This is a genomic window from Bacteroidota bacterium (genome assembly GCA_020161395.1).
In the GTDB taxonomy this organism is placed as follows: Bacteria; Bacteroidota; Ignavibacteria; order Ignavibacteriales; family Ignavibacteriaceae; genus UTCHB3.
This window is the reverse complement of the sequence record JAIUOE010000015.1, coordinates 41,252-63,922: the sequence shown is the minus strand read 5'-3', so window position 1 is coordinate 63,922 and position 22,671 is coordinate 41,252. Positions and strand designations below refer to the sequence as shown.

Genomic DNA, 22,671 nt, shown 5'->3' with positions numbered 1-22,671 from the left:
GTTTTTGTTTATTTATATTTACATTTAATTTCATCAAAAAATTATCCAAGAAAATCTTCACTGAATAAATGAGCAAGAAAAAGTCCCTGGCTCCATCGTTTGATCTTTACCGGAAGAATTTAAGGCAGAATATTTTTTCTTCTATTGCCTCAAATTTGAGAAGCAATATAACAATTGCAGTCGGAAATCTAGACATCATTTCAGAATCGAACCAAAATCGCTTCACTTCCGAATCACTCACTGCCCTAAAAAATTCACTTTCAAATATTGAAAATCTCGCTTCTCAGATCAATACTTTAAGCTATATGGCGTTCCCGGCTTTTGTTCAAAAAGATGTTGATCTGATAAAAATTCTCAATATTATCACAGAGAACCTGAAAGGCTTGGCATCACAAAAGAACATAGAAATTGTGCTTTTAAGCGAGAGGACTCACTATTTTACCAGATGCTCCCCCTTGATGGTGGACAGAATAGTTGGACATCTTATAATGATGGTGTTGAGAGTTTCATTAACATCTGAAATTGTAAATTTGATTGTTCAAAGAGATGAGAAAAGATCTTTCTGTTTGCAGGTTACATTCACTCCGAGTTATAAAATAAGTGAAAATTCCGATTCGGAAAGCCTTATGGAACAGGTATTTTCGAAACCGTCGAATCTGATCGACTCGGTATTGCTGAAAACGATTTGTGACACTTACGGAATCATGATGTCAATGAGTTCATTCAATGGCAGGCTGATATTTTCGATTCCACTGCCACCACAGAGTGACTCGAAAGTTGAGGATGATTTTCTTGATGAGTTCAATCTTTGGAATACCTTCCAGATTGCAGAGGAATTCGGAAGCCAGGAGGAACCTGTTATCGACAGTTCATCCGGAGAAAATGAATCACAGATTATCCTGATTATAGAAGATAATCATGAAGTTGGCAGGTTGTTGAAAAAAACCTTCCAAAAGGAATTTAAGATAGTTGAAGCGCTAAACGGATTCGAAGGACTCAGAAAGGCGATTTCTTTTATTCCTGATTTGATCCTTTCAGACATACACATGCCTGGAGTAAATGGAATTGACCTGACCAGAATTATTAAAAATGATGAAAAGACCTCGCACATTCCCGTCATTCTTCTTACAGCAGACACATATGAAGCTAACAAAATAAAGGCGATCGAATCAGGTGCAGATGAAATCCTTATTAAACCGGTCTCTCTGAAAGAACTGAGGGTAAGAGTGGCTTCGCTGTTGGAGAACAGAGAGAAACTGCGAAAGACCATGGCAACAGAGGTTGTTGAACCGAGGGTAACAGGAAGCACTTACATCGACAAGTTTATGATCAAAGTAAACAATATTCTCAGTGAGAATTTCTCCGATGAAGACTTTGGTGTTGAAAATCTGAGCGACCTGATCGGGATGAGTCCAAGACAACTTCAGAGAAAAGTAAGGGCTGTTACCGGCAAATCCCCAAATAACCTGATCAGGTCATACAGACTGACTCAGGCAAGAGAGATGATTGTGAGCAGTAAAATGTCTGTCAGTGAGGCAGCTTATTCGGCCGGATTTAGCAATCTCTCTTATTTTGCGAAATGTTTTAAGGAAGAATTTGGCGAATCTCCATCAGATTCCACTGATTTGGAACAGGAATAACTAAAATGTCACGCAGGTTCGAGAATAATAACGGGAAAGAATTATTAGATTTTTCAGTCATAATTTCATATGTCCGAAATATGTTAAAATTTGACTGATTTCTGTTATCAAAGCATTTTCCCGCACCTTATTTTTGAATCGTGTTTAATGACATTTTAATACAGGTTTAACACCATTTAATCGATTTTAATAGTGCAAAAGATCCCGACGGGCTATAAAAAGCCCGTTTTTTATTTTAAATACCCTCCCCCCTCATTTCCAACTAATCTTTTTCTTACATTTTGCTATCAAATCATTTTAATTTTGGAGATCAATTAATGAAGTTTGAACTGCGTGATTTTGGGTTCACCGGACTAAAAGTATCGCCTCTCGGTTTTGGTGCAGGCAGAATTGGCGGAAAAGAGATGACAGATAAAAAGGTTGAAAAACTTTTGAATTCAGTACTTGACCTGGGGATTAACCTTATCGATACAGCAAGAAGTTATGGCGAGTCCGAACACAGAATTGGTAAATTCCTTCACAACAGAAGACAGGAGTTTATTCTCTCCACTAAAATCGGATACGATGTCGAAGGAACTCAGGACTGGACATACGACAGTATAATTAAGGGTGTAGAGAAGGCACTCAGAATTCTTCAGACTGATTATATTGATATAGTGCACCTTCACTCGTGCAACAAAGACATACTCGAGAAAGGTGAAGTTATCGAGGCTCTGACCAGAATGACCCAGGAAGGCAAGGTACGCGTTCCTGCTTATTCCGGCGACAATGATCCCCTCGAGTTTGCAATCTATAGCGATTCTTTCGCTGCGTTTCAGTCATCAATAAATGTTTGTGATCAAAAAACAATAAATTCCTTCCTCCACCCTGCCAAACAAAAATATATGGGAGTTATTGCCAAAAGACCTCTCGCAAATTTCGCATGGCTTGAAAAGGCGAATATATCCGATCCGGTTGTTGCAGAGTATAAACGACGCATCTACGAAATGAACATCGATTATGGCATGTCCCTCGAGGAAGTAATGATCCGGTTTGCCGCTTACACTTACGGAGTTGATTCAATCTTGATCGGTACAAATGATTTGAGTCATCTGAAAGCCAACATTAAACTTGTTCAAAAGGGAAAATTACCCGATGAACTCATCACCAGGATCAAGTCAAGATTCGATGAAATTGGAAAAGAGTGGCAAACACTCACCTGATATTTTTTATCAGGAAACATTTTTTGATTAAATTTGAATCAGACTTTTTATTCCTTTTAAACTCAAGGACTTTTATGCGATATTTTACCCTTTTATTAGTTGCATTTCTGTTTTTTGCTCCTCTTTCGTTTGGGCAATTAACTGTAAAATTTAATGGAGAACTGAGGACCAGACTCGAAGTGGATGAACTCGATTTTAACGCTAACACTGGTTTCCATCACTACATCAACAACAGAGCAAGGCTGGGTACCGTCATCAGCAATAATGACGATCTCGAATTTGTTTTCCGTATTATCGATGCGAGAGTTTTCGGACAGGAAACATCGGTTCAGTCGAATTCGGCAAATCTCGATCTCAATGAAGGTTATCTGAAAATCAAAAAAGGCAACTGGGAATTCCTGCTTGGAAGACAGGAAGCAAGATACAACAACGCCAGAATGATAGGACAATCAGATTGGGGAAACACCCCCATCACTTTCGATGGAGCCACTGTCAGATATGCCGGAAAAGGTTATCAGATTTCTGCTTTCGCTTTCAGAGTTGCCGATAAACAACTGGTTGGTGACAGTCTTGATCAAAATCTCTTTGGAGTATTCTCTGAGTTCCGACTCGCAGACAATCTTAAACTGAACCCGTTTGTAATGTTCGACCGGAGAGTCCCTGTTGAAAATCTCGCACGACTTACTCTCGGTGTCAATTTGACAGGATCATTTGGTCCCCTTTCGCATGACATCGATTTTGCCTACCAAACCGGCAATATTAAAACAAACAAGGAAATGGATATTTCGGCTTTTCTCGCTGCCATAAATCTGGAGTTTTCATTCCAGGTCCAGTCTAAAGCTGCCCTCGGTGCAGGATTCGCATACTATTCGGGTGACAAAGATGCAGCCGATAACAAGTATGAGGTATTTGACAACTCCTATGCAACGAAACATGCCTATCTCGGTGATATGGATTATTTCAAAGTTGTACCTGCTTCCACTTACAATCTTGGTATAACCGATATTTACGGTTACTATAAAATGGCGCTTGCTGAATGGCTTGCAGGTAAACTCAGCGGTCACCTCTTCGGTTCTGCACAACCATATAAGCTTTCAACCGGAACCGAAAGCAACGCCTTCGGAACTGAAATTGATCTCGCATTTATGGCAAAATACAATGAATACCTGAATTTCAATTTTGGAGCTGCCACCTTCCTGCCCGGAGATATCTTCAAAGAGAAAAAAGGTCAGGATACAGCTTTCTGGTTTTATGCCGGTTTTCACCTGAATCTTAAATAAAATTTTAGCCGGGGCTGTTTCAAAAGAGGCAGCCCCTTTTTTTATCTTTTCTCTTTCCTTATATTGAATCCTCATTTATTTTCGGTTCCATTGCAACTTTTCTACCTGATCGTAATTATCTTTTTTCTTCTCGCGTACTTCCTTTTTGTTACAGGACTTATAAGGTCGGGAAAGTCAGTGCGAACCAGGAAAGTAAAATCTCCTCCGGGGAATTTTTCAATAATTATCGCCGCAAGAAATGAAGAAAAAAAAATTCCGGCTCTGCTGAAGTCACTGCAAAAACTGGACTTCCCTGCTGAAAATTTCGAAATTCTGATTTGTGACGATGGATCAACCGACCGAACCCGCGAAATCGTATATTCATTTCTGCCCTCTTTCACGAATCTTCAACTAATTGATCACGATCCAAATGATCCTCCCGGTAAACGAAATGCGCTTGAAAAAGGAATCGCAAAAGCAAAATTTGACAGGATCATGATAACCGATGCCGACTGTGTTGTCCAACCAGACTGGTTGAAAGAGACCGACCTCTATTTTACAGGTGATACACAATTTCTGATAGGCATCGCACCATTAATCAGAGACCACGGTTTTTTTAATGCTCTCTCCTGCTTCGAGAATCTCAGATCCTTTTTACTGATCTCGGCATCATTTGGCTGGGGACACCCAGTATCGGCGACCGCCAGAAACATGGGTTTTCTAAAAAGTGTTTTTCACAATGAGGGTGGATATGAGTCCACCAGAAAATCACTCGGTGGTGATGACGACCTTCTGTTGAAAAATTTTCTCGATAAAGGATACAAAATCAATTTTTGTCCCTCACCGGAAGCCGCAGTATTTTCAAATACTAATCATCAGCCAAAAGCGTATTTGAAACAAAAAGCCAGACATACTGCCGCATCAAAATTCTATTCGAACTTGTCGAAATGGATACTCGTTTTTTGGCATCTGCCCAATCTGTACGCGCAATCTTCAATCCTGTTGCTCCCCTGGTTCCCGGAGGTGGTGTACACTTTTATCATCAAAATTTCACTGGACACATTTCTGGTACTGGCTCTGCAAAAAAAATTAAATCACAATTTTTCCCTCCCTGGAATCATTTTCTACCAGATTTTCTATGAAATTTTCTTGATAATTAACTATTTTGCATCTCGTTTTACAAAATTTAATTGGAAATAGTTTTATTATTTAGGCTTCACTTATGGATATAGTTTCAATACTTCGTGGAATTCTTGGTATCGGTGTGCTCCTTGGCATTGCTTTTCTCCTTTCTAACAACAAGAAAAAAGTTGACTGGCGTCTCGTCAGCGGAGGGCTATCAATACAGTTTGTTCTCGCCATCTTCCTCATTAAGGGAGATGATATGGCAACATTTTTTGCCCCGCTCGGCTGGGTAAAAGATTTTTTTAGCTGGGTCAGCTCTTTCTTTGTCATTATCCTTCAGTACTCCGAAAAAGGTGCCTCTTTCGTTTTCGGAAACCTTGCTATCAGCCCCGGTAAGGAAGGAAGTCTTGGATTCTTTTTTGCTTTCCAGGTGTTGCCTACAATAATTTTCTTTGCCGCCCTGATGGCAATTCTCTATTACCTCGGAATCATGCAAAAAGTGGTACAGGCAATGGCTTGGGTGATGGCGAAAATAATGGGCACCAGTGGTGCAGAATCGCTTTCATGTACTGCAAATATTTTCGTGGGCCAAACCGAGGCACCACTTATAATAAAGCCTTATTTGGACAAAATGACTAAAAGTGAAATGCTCACGGTAATGACCGGAGGTATGGCGACCATCGCCGGCGGCGTGATGGCGGCTTATATTCAAATGCTTGGGCAGTCGTATTCTGCGGCAAAAGGTATATCTATCACAGAGGGGCAGTTCCTGTTTGCTAAACAGCTATTGAGTGCTTCCGTGCTGGCAGCTCCTGCAGCACTTCTCATCTCAAAAATTATTTTCCCGGAAGTTGAAGAACCTGCAACCCGTGGTGTGGTTAAACTTAGTGTTGAGAAAAACGGCTCCAATGTCATAGAGGCTGCTTCAAATGGAGCAATAGACGGTCTTCAGCTCGCAATTAATGTTGGAGGTATGCTGATTGCATTTATTTGCCTGATTGCGCTCTTTAACGGAATGTTGGGATGGGTCGGTGACATTACAGGATTGAGCGCCATCATGCAGGATCAGTATGGTAAACCACTCAGTTTTGAGTTATTGATTGGTTTCATACTTCAACCGGTTGCGTTCGCTATTGGTATCCCTTTTGAAGATGCACTTAACTTTGGAAGTCTGCTCGGGACAAAAACGGTTCTTAATGAATTTGTAGCTTACCTTGAGCTTTCGCGTATGGTTGAGATGAAGGAGATGATCAATCCTAAGGTAATTTTTATGTCTTCGTACGCCCTTTGTGGATTTGCCAACTTCTCGTCAATCGCAATTCAGGTTGGTGGAATCGGTGCTCTTGCTCCACACAGAAAAGCTGATCTTGCTCAGCTCGGCATCAAAGCTGTAATTGGTGGAACTCTTTCCACACTTCTCTCGGCAACTATTGCAGGAATATTTTTCTAAGATGTTTGATTTCGAATTTTATTACAAAGACCTGATAGATATCCTAAAAAAGGATATCAAGGATGATATTAAACTCTCAATAGTTCTTGGTTCCGGACTTGGTAAATTCCCGGAAACAATTAATATTATTAAAACATGGGATGGAGACACTCTTCCAAATTACCCCCGGTCCACAGTTGAAGGTCATTCGGGTAAACTGATTCTCGGTGAGATTAACGGGAAGAAGTGCCTGGTATTTCAGGGGCGATTCCATTTTTATGAGGGCTACCAGCTCTATGAGACAATCGTACCTTCAATTATTACAAAAGGTCTGGATATCCCCTATCTTTTGCTTACAAATGCCGCCGGAGGTGTCGACTATGCTTTCGAACCGGGTGATTTGATGCTCTGTACCTCTTTCATCGGAATTAATATCAAGAATGAAATTAATGAAGTCATGAGAGTCGCTACACCTGATCAAAAAAACATGTTTCTTAAGACTCCCGATCCTGATTTTAACGATATTATCATCTGGTCGGCTCTCGAAGAAAAAGTTCACCTGAAAGAGGGAATCTACTGGTATAATAAAGGACCAACCTACGAGACTCCTGCCGAAATTCGGATGGTCGACAAGTTTGGTGCTCACGCGGTAGGAATGTCCACCGTTGCAGAAGCTTATTGGGCTTCAGCTCACGGTATAAAGGTAAGTTGTATATCATGTATTACGAACTATGCGGCAGGTCTTTCACCCCACAAACTTAGCCATGAAGATGTCACTGTTGCTGCGAAACTTGTTGAAAACAAATTTAACAGACTGGTTCAAAGAATAGTAGAATATTTTTAGTAAAATCTGGTAATCAGAAAAGCGGAATAGAGAATTGCCGTCTCACTTCTCAACCGGTTGCCGGTGAGTTGAAAAATATTTCCTTCACGGAATTTTGTAAGTTCTTTTTTACTCAGTCCGCCTTCGGGTCCTGTAACAAGTGTGTAATTTACTCCCCGTTCAGGCTGAAAACCGGCAAAACTGTTTTCAGCCTCCAGATCAAATCCAATCACTTCTCTCCCATTTTTGAAAAGATCATCAAATTTACTCACTGAGCGTAATTCCACATTAAATGGATTAAATGACTGCTTGGATGCGGAGATTGCAATTTTTTCCCACCGGTCGAGTTTGAATCCTTTCCCGATGCAATTCTCAGATTCGAAGAATACAAATTTTGTAAATCCCGTCTCAACCAGTTTCTCGATAACCAGTTCAATTTTATCGCTGCTTTTTAGTCTCGGAATTGCAATCTCGATATTGGAGAGTTTATTTTGACACTCAAATCGCTCAAGAGACATCACTTTAATCAGATCATCTGATCCTGAAACTATTTTCACTCTTAAAATGATGCCATCACCCGAAGTTACATGAATGATATCACCTGCCTTATGACGCATCACCCGCGTGATATGCCTGATATCGTTTCCTGTAAGAACCAAGTCCCCGTTATCCATCCCGATGTTACACCGGAAGAGTTCCTGACCTGCGAAATGGCTCATATTTTATTGAAAATAGTATCTGACACCAATTGCTCCGTTAAAATCGAATTGAGTATCGGGAATCAAATCGAGTAATGGCACGATCTCAACAAAAAGATCAACAGGGGCTTTGGGGAACTGATATGCGATTCCCACCGGGACCCTTACTCCAAATCTGCTCTTATCCTGCAATTTTAATCTTCCGCCAAAGCCGAAATAAACCGGCAGTTTCCCTGTTTTAACATTGAAAAAAGAATTGTCATGATAAAGATAATCGGCATGAATATGGAGTGCTGCAACTTTCTTGAAAGACCATGCTACTGCGGCATCAATGGCATTGTTTTCATTCAGGAAATACTTGCCTGATAAACCGGTTGGTTCCCCTACTATGATCCCCAGGCCGAAACCTGAATTTTGTGAATAGATACTTACAGATGAAAAAATCAAACAGATCACTAAAAATCTGAATATTTTCATGTTTTGATTCCTTACTTTATTGTTTTCGATTTTCAAAATTACGAAAAATATCTTTGACAGCCTTTTTATCCCACAATTAGATAGAGCAAATGTTTTCAACAGAAAAATATATCTCATTCGGTGAATGTGATCCTGCGGGCATCATGTTTTTTTCCCGTGCATTTGAAATAGCACATATTGCCTACGAACAGTTCATGTTTAACAATGGATTGGGGGGCTATTTTGAAGCAAAAGGTGTGATTATACCCCTGGTTCATGCTGAGGCGGACTATAAAATCCCGCTAAAAGCCGGTACCAGAGTGACTGTGATGGTTAAATTGGGTGAGATAAAGGAGAATTCATTTTCGCTTGCCTACAATATTTATAACCCCGAAAACGCGATTGCCATAAAGGTAAAAACAGTTCATGTTATGTTTTCGCCGGAAGAAAACAGGAAATATGGAGTGCCGGAGGATTTGCGAAATGCCCTTCTTAAACTCGAACTTTAGCGTTCGAAAAGAATTTCCCTTGATTTAACCGGATCAGATTTACCGATTGCAGATTTCGGAATTTCATCAACGATACGGTAATATTTGGGGATTTTGTGTGCAGACAGCCTGCCCTTCAAGAATTTATGGAACTCCATAATATCAAACTCATCTTCGGTTCTTAAAAGAGCAGATACGGCTTCTCCCCATTTTTCGTTGGTAACAGAGAAGACGAACACTTCCGTTATGCCGTAATACTCTTTTATCGCTGCTTCCACCTCAAGGGGATCCACATTTATTCCACCTGAAATTATAAAACGACTCATTCTGCCGGTAATCGAGAACGAACCATCTTTGAAGATCGAGGCTTCGTCACCTGTATGATAGGTGTCATCAATTTTTCTCGAAGCTGTCAGGTCGGGATCATCAAGATATCTGTCAAAAAGCTGATCACTTTTTACGGTGAGTTCTCCATTATCCAGATTGATTCTTACTCCTTCAAGAGGCTCATAGTCACCTTCATGACTAACCTCATTTGACTCCAAATCCCGTCCGGCAATAAAAGCAGCGGTTTCGCTTGAGCCGTATACCTTGAACAGATTCAATTTGCAGGCAATTGCATCTGTGATAAGTTTACTGTTGATGGCACTTCCACCCACGAGAATCATTTTGTAACTTGTCTGCGAAAGCGTTATGTTCTCGATATATCCTTTTAACTGTGTGGCAACAAAAGATACCAGATTTGGTTTGCGGACTTCAGCCTCATAAAATTCAGGGTTGGCTGTGTTGTTGGAGGCGGTAAGAACAAGTTTCACTCCCCCGACAATTGATCGCATCAGTATTGAAAATCCCGAAATATGATACACAGGCAGACTTAACAACCATTTATCCTCCGAAGTCATCCGGCAGGCAAGATTGCTCCTTTTTGCCGCATTCAGTAATGAATCAAATGTGTGTACTACCGCCTTTGGTTTGCCTGAACTCCCCGAGGTGAGTATGACGACAGCATCATCATCCAATACGGGATTCAGAGTTTCTTCATAGCCGGTCAAAACGGGTGAACCTTTGGTGATCACGATACCCGGTTTGAATCTCGAAAGCAGTTCCTTAAACTCGTTTTCAGTTACCGATGGAGAAACCAGCAGAGGAAGTAAACCGTTATTCCAGGATAAAACGATGGAAAAGATGTACTGAAGAGGATTTTCTTCGTGAATGAACACAAGTCTGTTATTGAGATCAAGTGCAGATATATCTGTGAAGTTGTCCGAGACCATCTCATTCGAAAAAATTAAGTAGTCTCCTTCCACTGCCGAGCCATCGATTATCCGTCGCCGTAAGCTTTCAGAATTCAAAGAGTGAACCATACTCGAAGGAGACTCGATCACGAGAGCCCGGACAAGCTTTAAAATGGTACTTTTTGCCTCACCGGTCAACTGATAAACCTTAGAGACAGAGTCCGAGGGAGAAAAGGAACCCAAAAAGTGCTGATATCTTAGCCGAAAGTTCCAGCGCTTTATTCAATTCCGAACCTTTAAGGCTCAGCAACATCAGAATCGCTTTATAAGCAAATGGGAGGGTTAAATAAGGAAGAAATACCCAATAGGTCAGATCATAGTAGAGATACATGATCAATGGGACTGAAAATGAGGAAACAAGCAAAATAAAATATTCTGCCAGTGCAAAATTCTTACCGAGCAGCACCGCGAGAGTTTTCTTCCCGGCTTTTTTATCCTGATCCACATCCCGGTAATTATTTACAACCAGTATATTCGTTACCAGGGCGCCGACAGGTATTGACGATATCATAGCCTGACTTGTAATGGTATGGGTATTGATAAAATATGTCCCTACGGTGCCCACAAAACCGTAGAAAAGGAAAACAAAAAGATCACCCAGCCCGTTGTAAGCAAACGGAAACGGGCCTGCGGTGTACATAAATCCTGCGATTATGGAAAGAATTCCTATCGCTGAAATAAGCGGACCACCAAGGTAGACAAGATACAACCCCAGAATGAAAGCCAGTCCGAATGTAAGGTAAATAGCAAGTTTCATCTCCCCGACCGAAACCCATCCTTCATTCAATGCTCTCTGCGGGCCCACCCTTTCTTTGGTGTCTGCACCTTTGAGGTGATCATAAAGATCGTTTGTAAAATTCGTGGCAATCTGGATCAGTATTGAACAAATCAAAGCAACAAGAGCCGCGGCTAGATGGTACTCTTTCTCTGCAACCGCCAGTGATGTACCAACAATCACCGGGACGAATGCGGCAAGAAGAGTTTTAGGTCTTGCCGCCAGAATCCAGACATTCAATTTACTCATAACTTCTACGGCAGTTTGGGAAATTTATTGAAATCGGGCTTTCTCTTCTCCAAGTAAGCTTTTTTACCTTCCTGAGCTTCCTCGGTCATGTAATATAGAAGTGTTGCGTTTCCGGCAAGTTCCTGAATACCCTGTTGTCCGTCGAGCTCGGCATTGAATGCGGATTTTAATAAACGAATGGAGAGGGGGCTTTTTTCAAGAATCTCTCTCGCCCACTGAACTCCTTCAGCCTCAAGTTCTTCGACGGGTACAACTTTGTTCACGAGTCCCATTTCATATGCTTCAGCTGCATTGTACTGGCGGCAAAGATACCAGATTTCACGGGCTCTTTTCTGTCCAACAAGTCTGGCAAGATAGGATGCACCAAAACCACCATCGAAACTTCCGACCTTCGGACCGGTCTGTCCAAATACCGCATTATCAGCGGCTATGGTTAGGTCGCAAACCACATGAAGAACATGGCCGCCACCAATTGCGTATCCTGCCACAAGAGCGATTACTGGTTTGGGTATGCTTCTGATCATTTTCTGCAAATCCAGAACATTAAGTCTTGGAACTCCATCCGAGCCAATGTAGCCCTGATCTCCTCTAATCCTCTGATCACCACCTGAACAGAAAGCGTATTTGCCATCCTCGGCAGGTCCCTTGCCTGTCAACAGGATGACGCCGATCTCCTGGTCCTCCCTTGCATCAACAAAGGCATTGTACATCTCAATCACAGTGTCAGGACGGAAAGCGTTTCTTACTTCGGGCCTGTTGATGGTAATTTTTGCAATGCCTTCAGCTTTTTCGTAAATGATGTCTTTATAATTTCCGGTTTGTTTCCATTCAATCAACATAATATTTCCAAATGGTTTTAATTCAATTCAGTTAAAAAATTTTCAATCAATCGGGCAGTCTCTTTCGGTTTCTCCAGATAAAGAGTATGCCACGCTCCTTCTATAACAAAATGTTTAAATTTATTGTTCAACCTGATGACACGATTCCCTATTTCACAATATTTTCCATCATTACCGCCGGAAATCAGAAGTCCCGGAACGGTGGTTTTTCTCAATCCCGGTTGTAGCGGTTCCTGAATACCGAGTCCGGAATATAAAAGATACTTCTGCAGCACTTCAGTATTGTTGAGAAGCCTTCTTTTCCTGTACTCTTCATTGAAATCAGATAAAAGATACTTCAAACCTTCAAACAGATCAAGATTTAGCCAGTTTTCCACCCATTCCTCAATTCCGTGTTCAGCAATCATTTTTGCATGATGGATATCACCCTCCCGTCTCTCCTGCCTCATCACTTCATCCGGAATGCCTGGAGTTGTTGAAATGGCAACAAATCCGGATTGTGAATTCACCAGATTATGTGCGGTGATATAGTAAACAAGTCTGCCCCCTGCCGAGTAACCGCAAATAACCGGTGATATAATACTCAGGGAATCAATCAGACTCGAGACTAAACCACCCAGTCCTTCAAATGTGTAGAAAGTGTCATCTGATGTGAACTCCGACTGCCCGCAGCCGGGCAAGTCGATCAGCAGATAACTTTGTTCTTCACCGAGTACTTCAACAAACGGTTCCCAGTCAGCAGAACTGCCACCAAAACCGTGGATTAAAACCAGAGTATGCCTGCTTCCCCTCTCCTCAAATTTGTAAAAACACTTGATACCGTTATAATCGTAAAGCATTGCCTAATTAATTTTAAGTGAATATAAAAATCCTGTTAGTACCCTGCCGAGGTCATATAATGTGGTCTTGCTGATATTCCGCATATCGTCGTTAAGAGTGTGCCAGTAGTTTCTTCGAGGATTTGCAGAATTGGCACCAACAAGTCCGGCATCGATTATATTTAGAGTCTTTATGCCTGCCTCGTTTAAAGGTATATGATCATCGTAAATGGGTTGCGAGATAAAATCCTTGAATCTTGAATTCCCTGAACTCTGAGCATAACGCCAAAGCAATTCCACCAGATCCCCGGCGTACTGCATCGAAGCCGGTTCACGCATATAAACAGCCTCGATATCACCCACAAGATCGAGAAGAATACCAAATTTTGGTTTAATTGGAAGCGGAAAATTTGAAGCGAAGTGTTTTGAACCAAGACAATATCCCTCGAGACTGCTCGAAACTCCATAATCTTCCCCATCGAACAGAACAATATCGACACCGTAATCCAGTTTGTTTTTTCCGATTACATTTGCCAGTTCGAGCAGGACTCCGGTACCGCTGGCTCCGTCGTTAGCCCCGGGAATTGGAGTTTTGTGTTTACTGCTGTCAGCCTCCTTATCAGCGTGAGGTCTGCTGTCCCAATGAGCACAAAGTAACACTCTTTTAGCCGCATCGGGATTAAAACTTCCGATGATATTGGTAAACTTCATTTTCTCCCCCCAAGGCACAACAGCCTCAAAATCCTGTAGTGTGACCTTCGCTCCCGATTTTTGCAGGCTCTCGATAAGATACTTTTTTGCATTCTCCCAGGACGGGAGTCCCGAAACCCTGGGACCAAACTCTGTCTGTCTTTTTACATATTCATAAACATTCAGACTGTCAAAAACCGGCATATTATCTCTTTTTTGAATTTCAAATTGAGGCGGTTGAACGGCTGGAGGTTCTTCATTTTTCTTGCAGGAAGTGAAAAAAACCGCGAAAAGAATCAATACAACTGTTGCTTTCCCAAAATTCATATTCCCACCTCAATTATTCTGTGCAATTATTTCACAAATGGCGTCCTGAAATCCTCTTGCCTTTGCGGCACTGCCGGGAAAGTTCTGCATCATTATAGAGAAGGAAATCATATCTCCACTTTTTCCTCTTACATAACCCGTGAGGCTGCTTACACCGGAAAGTGTCCCCGTTTTTGCGTGGAGATTATTAAAGCATAAGCCGGTTTTCATTCTTGATGCCAGAGTACCATCCACCCCTGCGATTGGTAATGAATTGTAGTAAATATCGAACAGTTCACCGCCTGTTTCGTAAATTTTATTGGTTAGAGCCAGTAGAAGAGATGCACTGACAACATTGTATCGTGAAACACCGGACCCGTCGGACAGTCTGTAATCTGCAGGATTCTTCCCTGCCCACTTTATTATAATGTCCTGATATTTTTTTCCATCGGCGAAGGAGACATTTTTATTTCTTGAAATACCACCTAACGCAAGAAGCACCATTTCAGCATAAAGATTGTCACTTTTTTTATTCAACTGATTGATCAATTTCGAATAGGGATGTTGAAACTCATACAGTTGAGTCATTTTGTAGTCCCCGTAGATAATTCTTGCTTTCCCTGAAACCTTGATTCCACCCCTCTCAAGCTTTTCTTTGAGAAGTGTTGCGAAATAGAATTCCGGCTGCCATACATTAAAAATATATACCGATGGCGGAGAACCGTAACTCATTTTTCCCTTCACGAATATTTTATTTGTTCTCTCGAGGTAATCACGCCAGACTCTTAAATCAGTTCCTTCATTGGTCATCGAAGCGGAATTCACTATTTCAAAATAACTGGTTACAGGATAAACAGAGACATGGGGTCTTCCGCCTCCGGCAACCGGCGAAACGGTAACCTTTACTGTATTTCCGTAAATATTAAGTGCGGACATAAAAGGTGAAGTTACAGCGCCGTCGTCATCCCACATCCAGCCCTCTCCCCAAAAAAGAGAATCCTTGTATGAGACATCAAGCAAAATATCTCCCTTTATCTCTTTTATACCAAAAGCACTTAGCAGGTCATAGCATTTGTTTAGACTGTCCATCTTGAAGTCAGGGTCACCATACCCCACAATTACAACATCACCATTCAGAACTGAATTTTCTATCTTCCCGGTGTAACCAATTTTTGTTTTGAACGAGTAGTCTTTCCCGAGATATACAAGACCTGCAATTGAAGTGATAACCTTCATGTTTGATGCGGGATTCATTAATTTAAAGCGGTCGCGGGAGAATAACGGCTTTTTTTGCGATAAATTATATACTTCGATCCCCGCATTACAGGAGGTAAAGAAGGTATCATTAAGAATTGTATTTAACTCTGAGAGGAATTTCTCCCCCTGGGCTGACACTCTGGTGAATGAAAGGCACATCACCAAAACGAAAAACTTTATAGATATTCTAGTATACAATTTCTGTCCTCAGTGCAATTTCTTCCAAAACTGATGAAACTTTTATACATTTTAAATACTCTCCCTTGAAAACAACCGCCTTCCCTTCGCTGTGAGCCTTCATTGTCAAATAAACTGCCCTCGCAGAGGAACAATTCAGGGCTTTTATCAGTTGTCCTATTACTTCCTCGAATGAATGGAAGTCATCATTATATAAAATGACCCTCGCAGCATATTTCGAGGAAGAGCCCGAGTCGATGTCCTCAGATATCTCAGGTGACTGAACTTCCTGACCTTCGGTTCCTGGATTTCCTCCAAAAATGGTCAAGATTCTTTCAAATTGGGTCATTTTATTTCAGATATTTCGTAGCAAAATAATTTAAAACATGAAACAGTAATTTAAAGAAAAAACCATCATCTTTCTTATTTTTGTAAGTCATTCCTTAACAAATTCATACAATACGGAGGTCAAATGAAAATAGCTGTTTGCGTCAGCAATGTACCCGATACAGCTACCAAAATAAAGATTGCTGCCGGCGGTAAAGAGATCGATAAAACCGGTGTATCTTTTATTGTTAATCCCTACGACGAGTTCGCCATTGAAGAGGCAGTTAAAACCAAAGAGAAATTTGGTGGTGAAACTGTTGTAATCAGTGTTGGTGACGACTCAAACAAGGCGATTATGACAAAAGCATTAGCCATGGGAATTGATTCCGGCCTGCTTTTAAAAACACAGGATACACTCGACTCTAACGGTGTGGCAACACTTCTTGCAGAGGAGATTAAAGCGAGCGGATACGATATTGTATTCATGGGCAAACAGTCTGTAGATTATGATACTTCAATGGTGGGACAACTCACCGCTGCGAAAGCGGGCTTGAATTGTATAACTGTATGCGTTTCATTGAATATTGAAAATGGCTCTGTTACTGCTGAAAGAGAGATAGAAGGCGGAAGAGAAGTAGTAAAATCGTCTCTTCCTGTCGTGATAACTGCTCAAAAAGGGCTGAATGATCCAAGATATCCGAATCTCAAGGGAATTATGGATGCAAAAAGGAAAAAACTCGAGGAGAGACCTGTCACCGCACCTGCCCCGTTGGTGGAAGTGGTCGAAATGTTCCTTCCCAATCCAAAAGCACCCGGGAGAATTCTTGGAACCGATTCATCAGCAGTACCCGAACTGGTACGCCTTTTAAGAGAAGAAGCAAAAGTTATCTAAGGAGATTATTTATGTCAAAAAAGATTTTAGCAGTTATAGAACAGAGAGATGGAAAAATAAAGAAATCCGGGTTGGAAGCAGCTTCAAAAGCTTCAATGCTGGCTGCAACATTCGGATGCGAAGTCCTGGCAGTAATCCCCGCGGCTTCTGTTGAAAACTCGCAATTACTGTCACAATATGGGATCCAAAAAGCCGTCATCCTTTCTGATCCGGCTTTTGATAAATATTCACCGTCGGGATACACCAAATCGATCATCGATTTTGCTAAAGGATGTGGTGCCGATACTCTTATTTTCGCGAACACCGCTATGGGAAAAGATCTTGCACCAAGGGTTGCCGCAGGTTTGAATGCCGCAATTATTTCAGATGTCACCTCACTCGAATTTGAGGGTGGTGAACTGATTGCTGTCAGACCTGTATTTGCAGGAAAGGCTTTGCAAAAAGTAAAATCTGCTGCCGAAGTCAAGGTTTTTACACTCCGTCCTAATGTATTTCCGCTTGTTGATTCACCTGTTCAGACAGTTTTTGAGACTGTTACTCTTTCCGGGTCTGATCTCTCAACCACCGTCACAGAAATCAAAAAATCGGAAGGCAAACTTGATGTAGCAGAAGCAAATATCATCGTTTCGGGTGGAAGAGGTCTGAAAGAATCAGGTAATTTCCACATGGTGGAGGAACTTGCAGAAGTTCTGGGCGCGGCTGTAGGTGCCTCAAGAGCAGTTGTTGATGCCGGATGGAGACCTCACGGTGAACAGGTGGGACAAACAGGTAAAACTGTGACTCCTTCACTTTACATTGCGTGTGGAATTTCAGGCGCCATTCAACATCTTGCAGGCATGGCTTCCTCAAAATACATCGTCGCCATCAACAAAGACAAAGATGCACCAATCTTTACTATTGCGGACTATGGTATAGTCGGTGATGTGTTTGAAGTGCTGCCGGCATTAAAAGACGAGTTAAAGAAAGTGATTGCAAATTGAACAAAATAGAATGTGAAGTTCTTGGTATTTCAACCAGTCCTGCGGGCGGAGGAGCGTTCGTTCTGCTTCTGAAAGAAGTGGATGGAGAGCGTAAACTTCCAATCATTATTGGACATTTCGAAGCTCAGTCAATTGCTTTTGTGATTGAAAGGCAGGCTCTGGAAAGACCAAATACTTACGATCTATTGAAATCTGTTATTGATAACCTCGGCGCTTCTGTCGTCGAGGTTGTCATTCACGAACTCCTCCAAAACACTTACTATGCAAATATCGTGCTCGATGTATCCGGTTTTACTAATGAAGTGGATGCCCGTCCCTCAGATGCGATTAATCTCGCCATCAGATGCCAGGTGCCGATTTTCGTAGCTGAAAAGGTGATGGATGAGGCGGGATTTTATCCGGCAAAGGAAACTCCCAAAGAGGATGAATCAGGTGAACCCTCTGAAAGGTCTACCATCAGGGAAACCAAGCTCGCCGCACTTCAGGACAGACTAAGGGAATTGCTCGAAAATGAAGATTATGAACAGGCTGCTAAAGTACGCGATGAGATTAATAAACTTGGAGGAAAGAGCAACTGAACAAATCATGAAAGAATTTCCAAATGTACATTCCTCCTGAAACTGTCCGGTTTTTCCGCCTGCCTTTTCTACTTTTTGCCTGCCTGCTCCTGACATCGCAATTATTTCCACAGACTCCAAAAGAAAAAACAAGATTTTCACTCGTATCCCCTGGTGCCGGTGAAGTGTTGGTCACAGGAAGTTTTAATGGCTGGAACCCGGTTGGAGAGAAACTCATTAAATCAGAGGATGATCTGTGGATTGCATATCTTGAACTGGAACCGGGATATTATCAGTATAAATTCATTGTTGACGGAAAATGGATTCCCGACCCTGCAAACAACTGGAAAATTAATGACGGTGGCGAAAGTTTTAACTCCCTGATCATGGTTGGAAATCCTCCCGTTCCGAAAAGAAAAAGAAGCACCATCCCGTTTCCTAAGGATAAACTGCCGGAACCTGTATTAAGAGATTCTGCATTGATAGAATTATATTACTTTGCCTGGAATCGCGCATGGGACAAAATCACACGCGGTACCTCTGAAAATGATTTTTCCGATAGCTATATTGATGAAGGGTTCAACGAATGGATATATCAATGGGATTCGAATTTCATGGTTGCCTTTGCCATGTATTCAGGCGAAGTCTTCCCTGCCATGCAGACACTGGATAATTTTTACAGCAAACAGCGGTCTGATGGCTACATCCAGAGAGTATATTCCGAAGCAAACGGGAATATTGCTGCCGAACCATCCCAGGATGAACCGATGTTAAATCCCCCGCTTTTTGCGTGGATCGAACTCAGATACTCAGAGATGACAGGCGATTTTTCACGCATTAAAAAGGTTCTTCCTCGTCTGGTGAAGTACCATGAATGGATTGAAAAGAATGTTGCATCATCACTTTCTCCCTGGCTTTATTACCAGACTCCTTTAGGCAGTGGCATGGACAATGTTCCGCGGAGAGGTGTTGGAAAAGGTGCCTGGGTCGATTTCTCCTCCCAGATGGCGCTGGCAGCCAAATCCATTTCCCGCCTGGCAAAGCTGGATGGTCAGATGGATATTTCACAGGAATTCCTAAATCGTTACACAAGAATAAGCGAGGCAATCCTTAAATTTTGCTGGGACAGCAAGACAAAATTCCTTTATGATGTGAAGCCTGACGGCAGTTTTTCTTCCACTGCACATGCAGGGGCATTCTGGGCTTTTCTCGCAGGTGTACTGGATGCGGATAAGGCAACGGCACTCTCATCACACATGGAAGACACACTCTCGTTCAACCGTCCACACAGGATTCCGACACTCCCCGCAAATGATCCTGATTACGACAGTATGGGACACTACTGGCTGGGAGGAGTCTGGGCTCCTGTCGTATACTCAACTGTGAAGGGTTTGGAAAGTTGCGGATTTTACAGGCTCGCTGATGAAATCGCTAAGAATCACCTCGAAAACATCTTGAAGGTGTTCAACAATTTCTCACCCCCAGAGGACAAAATTGCGTTTGAGGAAAGATATGAAGATGGATATAAAACCATTTGGGAGTGCTATTCTCCGGAGTTTCCGCAACCCGGCACAAGATGGGACAACACATTTTACGGGAGACAGGATTTCGCCGGATGGACAGCAACAGGACCCGTAGCCCTTCTGATTGAAAATATTATAGGTCTTAGAGTAAGTGCAGCCGAAGGAAGGATAGTCTGGCGGCTGAACCGGAACGACCGGAACGGGATGAAGAATCTTCTGTTCGGAAAGGAAAAAATCAGTCTTGTTGCAAGTGAGGATATTGAAAAAAGAAAAATAGAGGTGGAGACGCAGGTCCCCTTCGTTTTGGAAATCATCCGGAACGGGAAATCCTACTCATTCAGCGTGCAGAAAGGGAAATCAGAATTCCTTGTTGAATAGCCACTCCATTGACCCAAAAAAAGGTCTCAAAAAACTTCCTATTCTGAAAAGACCTTCTCTCCAATCAAACACTGGTCACATTTGTCTTTGGAACATTTGTTCCTGAAAAGTTCCAGCATCCCCTGATAAATCAGTGGTCCATGCTTGTGTGCATCCAGATTCAATGCTGAAGACACTTCACTGACAAGTGTGTTATCGATTTCCATATCCACTTCACTAAACAGTCTCAATGTTTTAGCTGCAAATTTATGCTTGCCAAACAATTCGTAATAGATATAAAGTATAGGAAGAACGACATTAAGCACCATTTCGTCTGCACGGTTTTTTCCGACGAAGAAATTAATATACGGTTTTGCTTCCGTATCGAACATGTAGTGCCGGCTCCAGTATCCATTTCCTTTTGTTACAAAGATGCTCCTGATGCAAACTTTTAAGGTGTTAAGATTGTGAATGTCGATAAATTTACGGTGTAATCCGCCGATCAGATTGTGATTCAGTATTTCATTCAGAAGTCTAACTCCACCTGCAAGTCGCACAGTTGGATAATTTTGAGGTCTCATACGATAAAATGACCAGTCTTCCGAAGAGAAGGTCTTGCCATCGTATATCTCTTCAAGCTCCAGCCACTTTTCATGCATCGATCTGATATATCCCGAAGTCTCCTCTGACTCCCCTTTATGCGTTAATTCCAGCAAACCGGACACATGGAAGAAGAGGGCTTCAGCATTGTGGATAAAATCTGCATCCTGCCCCAGGGTTTTCAGATATTTAAGCTCGACAGCCTTTGCGAGCCTAAGCATAATCTCTTTGTTTCTGGAATAACCCAGAGCTTCAAATATCCCTTCATAGAATAACTGTTCCCATACTGCTTTGTTATTCATTTCCTTTCGTGTCAGTTTTCTCTCAAGATATTCAAGCGGTACATCATATCCATGTTCAGGTTCACATATCTTCATCTCCTCGATGAAAAGTATCTCCTTCATTCTGTAGGCAACCTTTTCACATTTTCGCTTGAACCTCTCAATTCCGAGTCTTTTCAAAAACTGAAGTTTTTCTTCCTCTGTTACGAGCAGAGTCAACTGTTTGCACGATATTTTATTGATACTGCTTAACCTGAAATTGGCAATCTGCTTGCGGAGGGATGTGCTTAGAGACTGATCGATAAAGTCAATGACGCTAATAGAGGGGACTTTTCTGCCGTCTTTGGTAGTAACAAAAATTCGCTGATCAGAATCGTCGAGGATTACATGAAGGATGACTTTGTTAAACTTTGGATTTTTTGAGTGACCATGATTTTTCCAGTCGGTATGAAAATTATCAATTTCGATATCACCGACAAATGTCAAACTGCCTATTTGTATGTGAGCATTCCTGAAGTCAGGACCTCCCAGTTCCGTTGATTCAACACCCCTGTCGAGCACGCGAATCCTTTCGCCATCTCTTGTATAAATATCAGACTTGAAATCCTGATTTTTCCAAATTTCATAGATCAGTTTTTCAGGTAACGCAGCAGTTTTCATTCTCTCTCCATCAAAATACGATAATAGCCGACAGTATTATCTATCAATTATTAGAATATATTCCCATTTACGAGAAATATATCTTTCCTCCGGCTTACAATACCGGGTTAATTATTCTTTGATTACTATCCGGTTTATCACACGCTGTGTGAGATTTGATTCACTTCTCTGTTAAGTTTTTGAAGTTCGTCATATGCAGATGAAGCAAAATCTTCTTCCTGTGAAGCGTAAATGATATTTCTGCTGGAATTAATCAGAAAATTTCTGTGTCCTGCAGAATGAAATATTGAAGCAACCTCACCGGCACTGCCCCCCTGAGCTCCAACTCCGGGTACGAGAACAGTGGTACCTTTCAGGTCATCAATATCTTCCTTCAAGTTTTCGATCCTTGTTGCTCCAAAAACTGTGCCAAGTTGATTTGCCGGATACCAGCTTTTAATTTTTTGAAGTACAGATTTATAAAGAGCTGTTCCATCGCTCAACAACAGTTTTTCAAAATCTTCCGAACCTTTGTTCGAAGTGAGGACGAGTATGAAATTAATTTTCCCTTCGTACTCAAAAAAAGGATCAAGGGAGTCCTTCCCCATATAAGGGGCTATGGTCGAACAATCAAATCCCAGTTCATCGAAGATTGCTTTGGCATACATCATGGAAGTATTGCCGATGTCTCCCCTTTTTGCATCTCCGATTATAAGCACATCCTCTCTCTTAGACCGGATTAGCTCTACTGTTTTTCTTAAAACCGTAAAACCTTCCAATCCATGACTTTCATAAAAAGCAAAATTAAGCTTGTATGCTGCTGCTTCAGTTATTGTTGATTCAACAATCAGTCTGTTAAATTCATAAAAAGGGTTCGAAGATTTTCTTACAATGGAAGGAATTTTTTTTATGTCGGTATCCAGACCAACGCAGATATGTTTTCCCTGTTTTACAAGTGCTTCCAGTTTTTCAAACGAATTCATTCACCA

Annotated in this window: 22 protein-coding genes; 11 read left to right on the top strand and 11 right to left on the bottom strand. The window is 41.6% G+C overall.

All coding sequences use genetic code 11. The annotated features are described in order from the left end of the window. Positions 1 to 68 precede the first annotated feature (68 nt). From LCH52_16285 to LCH52_16260, 6 genes are all read left to right on the top strand, one after another. Positions 69 to 1,640: a helix-turn-helix domain-containing protein gene (locus LCH52_16285; protein MCA0390049.1), complete on the top strand. Its 1,572-nt coding sequence runs from the start codon at positions 69 to 71 to the stop codon at positions 1,638 to 1,640. Between the two features lie 317 nt (positions 1,641 to 1,957). Beyond that, complete coding sequence (locus LCH52_16280) at positions 1,958 to 2,842, top strand: aldo/keto reductase (protein ID MCA0390048.1); 885 nt, start codon at positions 1,958 to 1,960, stop codon at positions 2,840 to 2,842. A gap of 74 nt (positions 2,843 to 2,916) precedes the next feature. Continuing rightward, entirely contained in the window at positions 2,917 to 4,122 is a 1,206-nt protein-coding gene (locus LCH52_16275) for an alginate export family protein (GenBank protein MCA0390047.1), read from the top strand. 90 nt (positions 4,123 to 4,212) lie between these two features. Then, complete coding sequence (locus LCH52_16270) at positions 4,213 to 5,301, top strand: glycosyltransferase (protein MCA0390046.1); 1,089 nt, start codon at positions 4,213 to 4,215, stop codon at positions 5,299 to 5,301. A gap of 22 nt (positions 5,302 to 5,323) precedes the next feature. Continuing rightward, the gene (locus LCH52_16265; protein MCA0390045.1) at positions 5,324 to 6,676 is read left to right on the top strand and encodes a NupC/NupG family nucleoside CNT transporter; all 1,353 of its coding nucleotides are present in this window, start codon (positions 5,324 to 5,326) and stop codon (positions 6,674 to 6,676) included. 1 nt (position 6,677) lies between these two features. Next, on the top strand, positions 6,678 to 7,499 hold the full coding sequence (locus tag LCH52_16260) for a purine-nucleoside phosphorylase (protein MCA0390044.1): 822 nt from the start codon (positions 6,678 to 6,680) through the stop codon (positions 7,497 to 7,499). Here LCH52_16260 and LCH52_16255 read toward each other — a convergent pair. After that, a complete protein-coding gene (locus LCH52_16255) occupies positions 7,496 to 8,197 on the bottom strand; it encodes a 16S rRNA (uracil(1498)-N(3))-methyltransferase (GenBank protein ID MCA0390043.1) in 702 nt (233 codons plus the stop codon). The two genes, LCH52_16260 and LCH52_16255, sit on opposite strands and share 4 nt — an antisense overlap. A gap of 3 nt (positions 8,198 to 8,200) precedes the next feature. Continuing rightward, positions 8,201 to 8,653 (bottom strand): hypothetical protein, encoded by a 453-nt coding sequence (locus LCH52_16250; protein MCA0390042.1) that lies wholly within the window; start codon positions 8,651 to 8,653, stop codon positions 8,201 to 8,203. An 89-nt stretch (positions 8,654 to 8,742) separates the two neighbouring features. Here LCH52_16250 and LCH52_16245 point away from each other — a divergent pair, with 89 nt between their 5' ends. After that, on the top strand, positions 8,743 to 9,141 hold the full coding sequence (locus LCH52_16245) for an acyl-CoA thioesterase (protein MCA0390041.1): 399 nt from the start codon (positions 8,743 to 8,745) through the stop codon (positions 9,139 to 9,141). Here the strand turns inward: LCH52_16245 and LCH52_16240 are convergent. The 7 genes from LCH52_16240 to LCH52_16210 all read right to left on the bottom strand — a co-directional run bounded on the left by LCH52_16240 (position 9,138) and on the right by LCH52_16210 (position 15,875). Next, the gene (locus LCH52_16240; GenBank protein MCA0390040.1) at positions 9,138 to 10,472 is read right to left on the bottom strand and encodes an AMP-binding protein; all 1,335 of its coding nucleotides are present in this window, start codon (positions 10,470 to 10,472) and stop codon (positions 9,138 to 9,140) included. The genes LCH52_16245 and LCH52_16240 overlap by 4 nt on opposite strands. Before the next feature lie 91 nt (positions 10,473 to 10,563). Beyond that, a complete protein-coding gene (locus LCH52_16235) occupies positions 10,564 to 11,439 on the bottom strand; it encodes a 1,4-dihydroxy-2-naphthoate polyprenyltransferase (GenBank protein MCA0390039.1) in 876 nt (291 codons plus the stop codon). Between the two features lie 5 nt (positions 11,440 to 11,444). Continuing rightward, entirely contained in the window at positions 11,445 to 12,278 is an 834-nt protein-coding gene (gene menB / locus LCH52_16230) for a 1,4-dihydroxy-2-naphthoyl-CoA synthase (protein MCA0390038.1), read from the bottom strand. 17 nt (positions 12,279 to 12,295) lie between these two features. Next, a complete protein-coding gene (locus LCH52_16225) occupies positions 12,296 to 13,117 on the bottom strand; it encodes an alpha/beta fold hydrolase (protein ID MCA0390037.1) in 822 nt (273 codons plus the stop codon). Positions 13,118 to 13,120: 3 nt separating this feature from the next. Continuing rightward, a complete protein-coding gene (locus LCH52_16220) occupies positions 13,121 to 14,113 on the bottom strand; it encodes a M28 family peptidase (GenBank protein MCA0390036.1) in 993 nt (330 codons plus the stop codon). A gap of 9 nt (positions 14,114 to 14,122) precedes the next feature. Beyond that, on the bottom strand, positions 14,123 to 15,508 hold the full coding sequence (gene dacB, locus LCH52_16215) for a D-alanyl-D-alanine carboxypeptidase/D-alanyl-D-alanine-endopeptidase (GenBank protein MCA0390035.1): 1,386 nt from the start codon (positions 15,506 to 15,508) through the stop codon (positions 14,123 to 14,125). Positions 15,509 to 15,536: 28 nt separating this feature from the next. Then, the gene (locus LCH52_16210; GenBank protein MCA0390034.1) at positions 15,537 to 15,875 is read right to left on the bottom strand and encodes an ATP-dependent Clp protease adaptor ClpS; all 339 of its coding nucleotides are present in this window, start codon (positions 15,873 to 15,875) and stop codon (positions 15,537 to 15,539) included. A 123-nt stretch (positions 15,876 to 15,998) separates the two neighbouring features. Here LCH52_16210 and LCH52_16205 point away from each other — a divergent pair, with 123 nt between their 5' ends. Genes LCH52_16205 through LCH52_16190 form a run of 4 tightly spaced genes read left to right on the top strand, consistent with a single transcriptional unit; the run spans position 15,999 to position 20,183 of the window. Continuing rightward, positions 15,999 to 16,745 (top strand): electron transfer flavoprotein subunit beta/FixA family protein, encoded by a 747-nt coding sequence (locus tag LCH52_16205; protein MCA0390033.1) that lies wholly within the window; start codon positions 15,999 to 16,001, stop codon positions 16,743 to 16,745. Between the two features lie 11 nt (positions 16,746 to 16,756). Then, on the top strand, positions 16,757 to 17,725 hold the full coding sequence (locus tag LCH52_16200) for an electron transfer flavoprotein subunit alpha/FixB family protein (GenBank protein MCA0390032.1): 969 nt from the start codon (positions 16,757 to 16,759) through the stop codon (positions 17,723 to 17,725). Then, positions 17,722 to 18,303, top strand: a complete 582-nt coding sequence (locus LCH52_16195) for a DUF151 domain-containing protein (protein ID MCA0390031.1) — start codon at positions 17,722 to 17,724, stop codon at positions 18,301 to 18,303. Before LCH52_16200 ends, LCH52_16195 begins: the two co-directional genes overlap by 4 nt. A gap of 23 nt (positions 18,304 to 18,326) precedes the next feature. Then, positions 18,327 to 20,183, top strand: a complete 1,857-nt coding sequence (locus LCH52_16190; GenBank protein ID MCA0390030.1) for a hypothetical protein — start codon at positions 18,327 to 18,329, stop codon at positions 20,181 to 20,183. Between the two features lie 38 nt (positions 20,184 to 20,221). On the opposite strand, the gene LCH52_16185 is transcribed toward LCH52_16190, so the two are convergent. Beyond that, positions 20,222 to 21,703: a DUF2851 family protein gene (locus LCH52_16185; GenBank protein MCA0390029.1), complete on the bottom strand. Its 1,482-nt coding sequence runs from the start codon at positions 21,701 to 21,703 to the stop codon at positions 20,222 to 20,224. 137 nt (positions 21,704 to 21,840) lie between these two features. Beyond that, complete coding sequence (pyrF, locus tag LCH52_16180; GenBank protein MCA0390028.1) at positions 21,841 to 22,665, bottom strand: orotidine-5'-phosphate decarboxylase; 825 nt, start codon at positions 22,663 to 22,665, stop codon at positions 21,841 to 21,843. Positions 22,666 to 22,671 lie beyond the last annotated feature (6 nt).